6 protein-coding genes are annotated in these 5,880 nt (G+C 58.2%); all 6 read right to left on the bottom strand.

Annotated features, from left to right (window positions below; all coding sequences use genetic code 11):
* Nucleotides 1-31: 31 nt before the first annotated feature.
* Complete coding sequence (locus tag NW820_RS03625; RefSeq protein WP_414350594.1) at nucleotides 32-733, bottom strand: hypothetical protein; 702 nt, start codon at nucleotides 731-733, stop codon at nucleotides 32-34.
* Nucleotides 733-1,440: a PilN domain-containing protein gene (locus NW820_RS03620; protein ID WP_414350597.1), complete on the bottom strand. Its 708-nt coding sequence runs from the start codon at nucleotides 1,438-1,440 to the stop codon at nucleotides 733-735. The genes NW820_RS03625 and NW820_RS03620 overlap by 1 nt, the downstream gene beginning before the upstream one ends.
* 60 nt (nucleotides 1,441-1,500) lie before the next feature.
* Nucleotides 1,501-2,619 (bottom strand): type IV pilus biogenesis protein PilM, encoded by a 1,119-nt coding sequence (pilM, locus tag NW820_RS03615; protein ID WP_414406705.1) that lies wholly within the window; start codon nucleotides 2,617-2,619, stop codon nucleotides 1,501-1,503.
* A gap of 219 nt (nucleotides 2,620-2,838) precedes the next feature.
* Complete coding sequence (kaiC, locus tag NW820_RS03610; protein WP_011432142.1) at nucleotides 2,839-4,464, bottom strand: circadian clock protein KaiC; 1,626 nt, start codon at nucleotides 4,462-4,464, stop codon at nucleotides 2,839-2,841.
* Nucleotides 4,465-4,492: 28 nt separating this feature from the next.
* Entirely contained in the window at nucleotides 4,493-4,795 is a 303-nt protein-coding gene (gene kaiB / locus NW820_RS03605; RefSeq protein ID WP_011430723.1) for a circadian clock protein KaiB, read from the bottom strand.
* Between the two features lie 2 nt (nucleotides 4,796-4,797).
* Nucleotides 4,798-5,802, bottom strand: coding sequence for a circadian clock protein KaiA (locus NW820_RS03600; RefSeq protein WP_414343474.1), 1,005 nt, complete (start codon nucleotides 5,800-5,802; stop codon nucleotides 4,798-4,800).
* Nucleotides 5,803-5,880 lie beyond the last annotated feature (78 nt).

The following is a 5,880-nucleotide window of genomic DNA, read 5'->3' as shown; positions in this document are numbered from 1 at the left end:
GGATCCCCCCCTGAGTCAAGGCATGGCTGGGCTACTGACCAGGTGCCGTTTGCCCTTCAGGTGGAGGAGCAGTGCCCAACGGAACGTCTTTGTTGTAGATGTAGGCAATCAAATCAAAAGCAGCGTCCAGTTCCCCTGTGTCTTGAACAGGATTTAAGCTGATGTTGCTCACCCGGAACAGCGTGCGCAGACGTTCTATATCTCCCATCAGATTGATCAGCTCCGTATAGGGGCCACGCAGAGCGACACGGGTGGTCTGCACTTGGATGGCGGGAGCGATGATCCCAGGCACTTCCGGATTGGCCGAAGACGCTGGAGTCAGTGGAGAAGGGCTAAAGCTGCGCAGCTCGCTGTTGGGCTGCCCCTGCACCAGCCGGTTGAGATCCAGCAGTTGCGTGTCGGCATTCTCGGGGGTGGAGAGCAGGGCACTGATCTGTTCCCGCTCCACGCGAGCTCTCTCGACCTGATTGGGCACATCTTGCAAACTGGCAATCTGGCTCTTTATGTCCTGCAACTGGGTGGTTTTGTTGGCTACCTCCCTTTCCAAAGCCTGTACCTCCTCGATCAAGGGGCGAAGTTGGGTGAAGGCCAGAAACCCCGCCGCGCCTAGCCCTGTGATCCCGATTAAAAGACCAATTCGAATGGGGGTCAGCTCCACGCCCAGCAGTACCGGCGGCCCTGCCGGGGGAACCACCAGTTGTTCGTCGGGAAAACCTTCAACCGATCCAGTCATCAGTTCGCCTCCACTCGACGCAAAATGCGGATCTTTTCAACCAAGCCTATCGCTCCCCGCTGCTCCAGCTCGCGGGTAAATTCTGGGTCGGGATCCCCCAGGGTACGGATGGTTACGGTTATGCCGTAGGTAACGCTGGGCTCGGTTACGTCTGTGCCGTCCACCCGGGAGCTGCTGTTCAGGACGGCGCTGGTCACAAAGTTGGAATCCAGCAGGGTGAGCAAAAAGTCGTTCACCAGGGGAAAGTCCAGCGCCCCTCCTTGGATATTGACGGTATCCCCGGAAGCGCTGATGTTGGTTATCCATACCCCCTGGCCGGGGATCTTGCGCCGCAGCTCTTCCAAGATGGCCGACCAAGGCTGGACGGATCCCAGAAAGGAGCGGAACCCTTCCGTTTGGGCGCGAATGGTTTGCAGCTCTTGATTGGCATTCTGCAGCTGGGACAACTCAGCATTGGCTGTGCTGAGCTCACTGTCAAGGCGAGCCCGCTCCGCCCTCAAGGTTTCTCTCTGGCGGGAAAAGCTGTCTTGGAAATACCAAAAAGCTCCCATCGCTACAGCAGCAACAGCAACCCCCAGGCCAATGGCCGGGATCCAATTCTGGGATCCCTCTGCAGCCTCAGCTGCGACTACTGCTCCCCCACCTGTTCGAGCTGTGGTGAGGACATCCGGCCTTTCTTTGAGGAAATTGATCTCCGGTGTGTACATCTCTTTAACCGCCTTGTGCGCTATTCCATCGGTTGGGCGAGCTTGCGCTGCCTGCTGCCGCTACTTGGTGTCTTCCCGTAACGCCAACCCCAGGGCCACTCCCATTGCTGGGCGTTCCTCCAGGGGCAGTTCCACTGAATCCGGCACGACAATGTTGCCAAAGGGATCCGCCAACTCCACCGCCACGCTCAACGACTGAGATAAGAAGCCGTCGATTTGGCCGATGCTTGCCCCAGTTCCGGCCAGCAGTACTTTCACCACAGGCGAGCTGCTTTCTGTGCTCGTAAAGAAGTCGATGGAGCGCTTCAGTTCATCCGCCAAATCGGAGACAACGCGCGTTACTGCTGCTACACCGGGATTGCTGGGCGCTGGCTGTTCTCCCGTGGCCAAAATATCGGTGGGGTTGATCAAGGGTAACCTCAGAGTTCGCAACAGGTCGCCGGTGCGGCTAAGCGGCAGATTCAGGGATTGGGCCAGCACCTGCCGCATGTGGATGGTGCCGATGTTGACGGTGCGGGTAAATTGCGGGATCCCGTTCACCAAAATGCTGATCTCGCTGCTGTCGTAGCCGATGGAGCTGAGCAACACGGCCTCTTGGGGGCCGTACTGGGTTAGCTGATCGCGGATGGTGCGAATGAGGGAGAAGCTGGCCAGCTCCACACAGCGCACCTGCAAATTGGCTGCCTGCAGCACCTCCAGGTAGTTGTCCACCACCTCTTTGGGGATGGCCACCAGCAAGACTTCGATGCGCTCAATGCCATCCTGGGAAAGATCGAGACCCAAGGGCTGGTAGTCGACATCCGCCTGATCCCGCGGATAGGGAATGTAAAGTTCGGCCTCCTGCTCCAAAACCACCCGGCGCAGCTCATCGGCAGGTAGGTCGGCAGGCAGGCGAATGAGACGAACGATGGCCTCCCTTACGGGCACTGCTGTGGCTGCCGGCAGGTTGGTGGGCACTTTGTTTTCATTGAGCAAATTCATCAGGACCAAGCCAACTGTGCTCGGATCGAGGATGCGTCCTTCGACCATCGCCCCTTCTGGCATGTCCACGCTGTGGTAGTGGGCCAGACGATAGCGACCATTGCCCTGCTTTTTCAGTTGGGCAACGGCGATGCGCTCGGGGTTGATGTCCACCCCAAGCATGGTTCGGGTTTTGGAACCACCAAGAAAACTAAACACGCCGGGAAACCCCGCCCTTTGCGCTACTGCTAGAGGCATACTACCCAATTTGTAGGTGGGTTACCACTGTTCGCCATTGGCCGCGGGGAAATCCTTGTCTGGGCCGATCCCTCCCTGCCAGCCGCAAGTGCAGGGCTTGCGCGGTGTTGAGCGGTGTTGGAAATTCGCTTGACTCAACGGGTCTGTTGCCGCGCCCACTCACGGAACTGTTGTAACCGCTCACAACCCTTCTTCCTCGAGGGCCTGGACGTTTTGCACAATCCGGGAGAGCTCGTTTTTCTCATCCACATTGATGCGGGTCGGGGATCCGCTGATAATGCGCTCGTAGCCCCGGAAGGAATCGCGGATTTGGATGCCCGCATTGGAGATCAGGTACTCGCGGATCCCTTTGTCGTGCCAGGATCCCCGCATTTTGAAGACGTTGAGGGCGCGGGCCATCTCTCCGCGGATCTCCACGTATTGCAGCAGGATGATCGTGTCGGTGATGGTGGAGATGTGGGATTCGGTGATGGAATGGGATCCCATGAATTGGTCGGTGGTGTTGGTGAAAAAGCCGGTGATCTCCTCCTGCTTGGCCAGGCCAGTTACCCCGATTACAAACTGGCGGAAGGCATTTTGGCTCACTCCCCGCGCCAGGGCTGACAGGGAGTCGATGGCCATGCGGGAGGGCTTGAAGGCCATCATCTCGGTTTTGATCTTCTGCAGGTGGTCTTCCAGGCCGGCAGATTCTGGGTAGGCGCAGATGATCTTGAGGAGGCCCTGCCGCTCGAACTCTTCCAGGTCAATGCCCCAGGAGGAGGCGTTGCGGGACAGCTGCGCCCGCGACTCTTCGTAGGCAAAGAGAATGCAGCGTTCCCCATCCAGGCAGCCCCGCTCCAGGAATTTGCTCACCAGCGAGGTTTTGCCCGTGCCGGTGGCGCCGGTGGCCAAAATAATCGAGTCCTTGAAGAAACCGCCGCCGCACATTTCGTCCAGCTTCTCGATGCCGGAGGAGACCCGCACGTTGGAGGAGCGCTGCGTCAGCTGCATGGCTCCCAAGGGGAAGATGTTGATCCCGTCGTTGGTGATGGTGAAGGGATATTCCCCCTTCATGTGGGTGGTGCCCCGCAGCTTCAAGATCTCAATGGTGCGCCGCCGTTTCTCTCCCTCCAGGATGTTGCGTAGGATCACCACGTTATCGGAGACGAATTCCTCTACGCCGTAGCGGGCGATGGGGCCGTACTCGTCGGTGCGCTCCGTGGTCATGACGGTGGTGACGTTGGCCTGCTTGAGGCGGGCCGTCAGGCGGAACAGCTCCCGCCGCACCACACCGGCAGGGTCGTATTGCTGAAAGATGGCTGTCACTGAGTCGATGGAGACCCGCTTGGCTTTGTATTTGCGAATGGCGTACTGGATGCGCTCGATGAGGGCCGACAAATCAAAGTTGCCGCTCACCTCATAGCCTTCGGGATCGGGGGAGGCATCCAGGATAAACAGTTGGCCCCTGTCGATGAGGGCCTGCAGATCCCAGCCAAAGCTGGAGGCATTGCGAATGATATCGGCGGGGGTTTCCTCGAAGGTGACGAAGATCCCCGGCTCTTGATACTTCACGATGCCGTTGTAAAGGAACTGCATGGCAAACAGGGTTTTGCCGGTGCCGGAGGTGCCGCTGACCAAGGTGGTGCGTCCCAGGGGCAGCCCACCGTGACTGATGTCTTCAAAGCCCTCGATGCCCGTCTGTTTTTTGGGGATCCCTCGCAGCTCTGAGAGATCCGCTCGGTGGTTGTCTGGGGTTGGTTCGGTGGAGTCCTCTGCGGTGTTATCTTGTGGCTTTTCTGGCTCAGAAGGCCCCAATGACTGGTTCATCCCACTCTCCTTGCTCCTGCAGCCTGTCTCAAGCCTCTTCGTCCAATTCTTCGTAGAGCAGATCCAGGCCGATGAGCACTTTCTCGCGGTTGGACAGATCGCCAATAATCTTCCGCACCGGTGGCGGCAGGATTTTGGCCAAGGTCGGCGTTGCCAAGATCTTATCTTCCTCTGCCAGTTGCGGATTTTTCAAGACATCGATCACCTTCAGGCTGTACACGCCGCGGAACTCCTTTTCCAAGATGTCTTGCAAGGTGCTGAGGGCACGCAGAGAATTGGGGGTGTTGCCCGCCACGTAGAGCTTGAGAACATAGGCTTTGCGAGTGGACATATCTAAGGATCCCTTGGAGCGGTTTTGGGAATGGAGCGGCGGTACATTTCGCTCAGGTGGGCCATCACATCGATCAGGGTAAGGCGGTAATCCAGCAGGATCTCTTCGCTGCGGCCTTCCAGCTTCAATTGTTTGGCAAAGTCTTCCATCAAGTTCATGTGCAGCTCCAGCAGTTGAGCAGCGCCGATATCGGCAAAAAAGGCCAAGGCCACCAGCTCGTCGATGCGGGCATTGACGGTCTCGGGAGATTGAAAATAGTCCAAGACGATTGCCTGGTAAAGGTTACGCAGCCGTCGCATGAGGGCTTGCTGCTCGTGGGGCGGGAGGCGACGGTAAAACAGCTCTGGGTCACGATGATAGTACACTCCGGCGTAGCCCAGCCGTTCCCGCAATTTCTCCGCCAGCCGCCGTTGTTGTTGGTTGCTGTAAGCCAGGTAGGGCTGATCGCTGGGATGCGCTGGGCCCTGCGGGAGGCCGCAGGTGGGAGACATCTGCAGAAACAAGGCGATGGCCCGATCCACCAGCAGCTCCAAGACGGAAGGGGATCCCGAAGCGGTACAGTCGGCCCGCACCTGCCCCTTCAGCTCCTGTGGCGAAATGGGACGGACGAGGGTGGCGTTGTGGTAGAAAAACTGCTCTCGCTTGAGCAATGCTTTCACCAAAGATGAGGTGGCAGGGATCTCTCCTTCCGTCTCCGGTGTTTCCTTTTGCAGGTGGGATTCTTCCAGCACAATCGCCAACACCGTCGGCAGCAGCAGTCCCCACGCGCAGAGCTGATTGCCCAGATCGTGCAGCTCTTGCAGCCGAGTGGGATCCACCAGGAGCACCAAGCAATCGACATGGCCGTCTTGTCTCCTGAGAGCCTCTAGGAAGGTAGCTTGATCCTGAAAACACTCGACAACAAAGCGTTCAGGGGGTAGCCAGTCCTCGCAAGCTAGGGGCTCTCCTGCTGGCGGCTCCCAATCCAGCAACAGGTTGATGCGCAGTGGATGGGTGTCAGGCAACAAGACAAAGGATGAAGATATATTTCCTATCTTAAATCTGACCGGGATCCGCGCTCACCGGCCAGAGGAAAAGAGCGGGAG

Source organism: Synechococcus sp. R55.7 (genome assembly GCF_047461955.1).
Lineage (GTDB): Bacteria > Cyanobacteriota > Cyanobacteriia > Thermostichales > Thermostichaceae > Thermostichus.
This window is presented reverse-complemented; position numbering and strand designations above follow the sequence as displayed.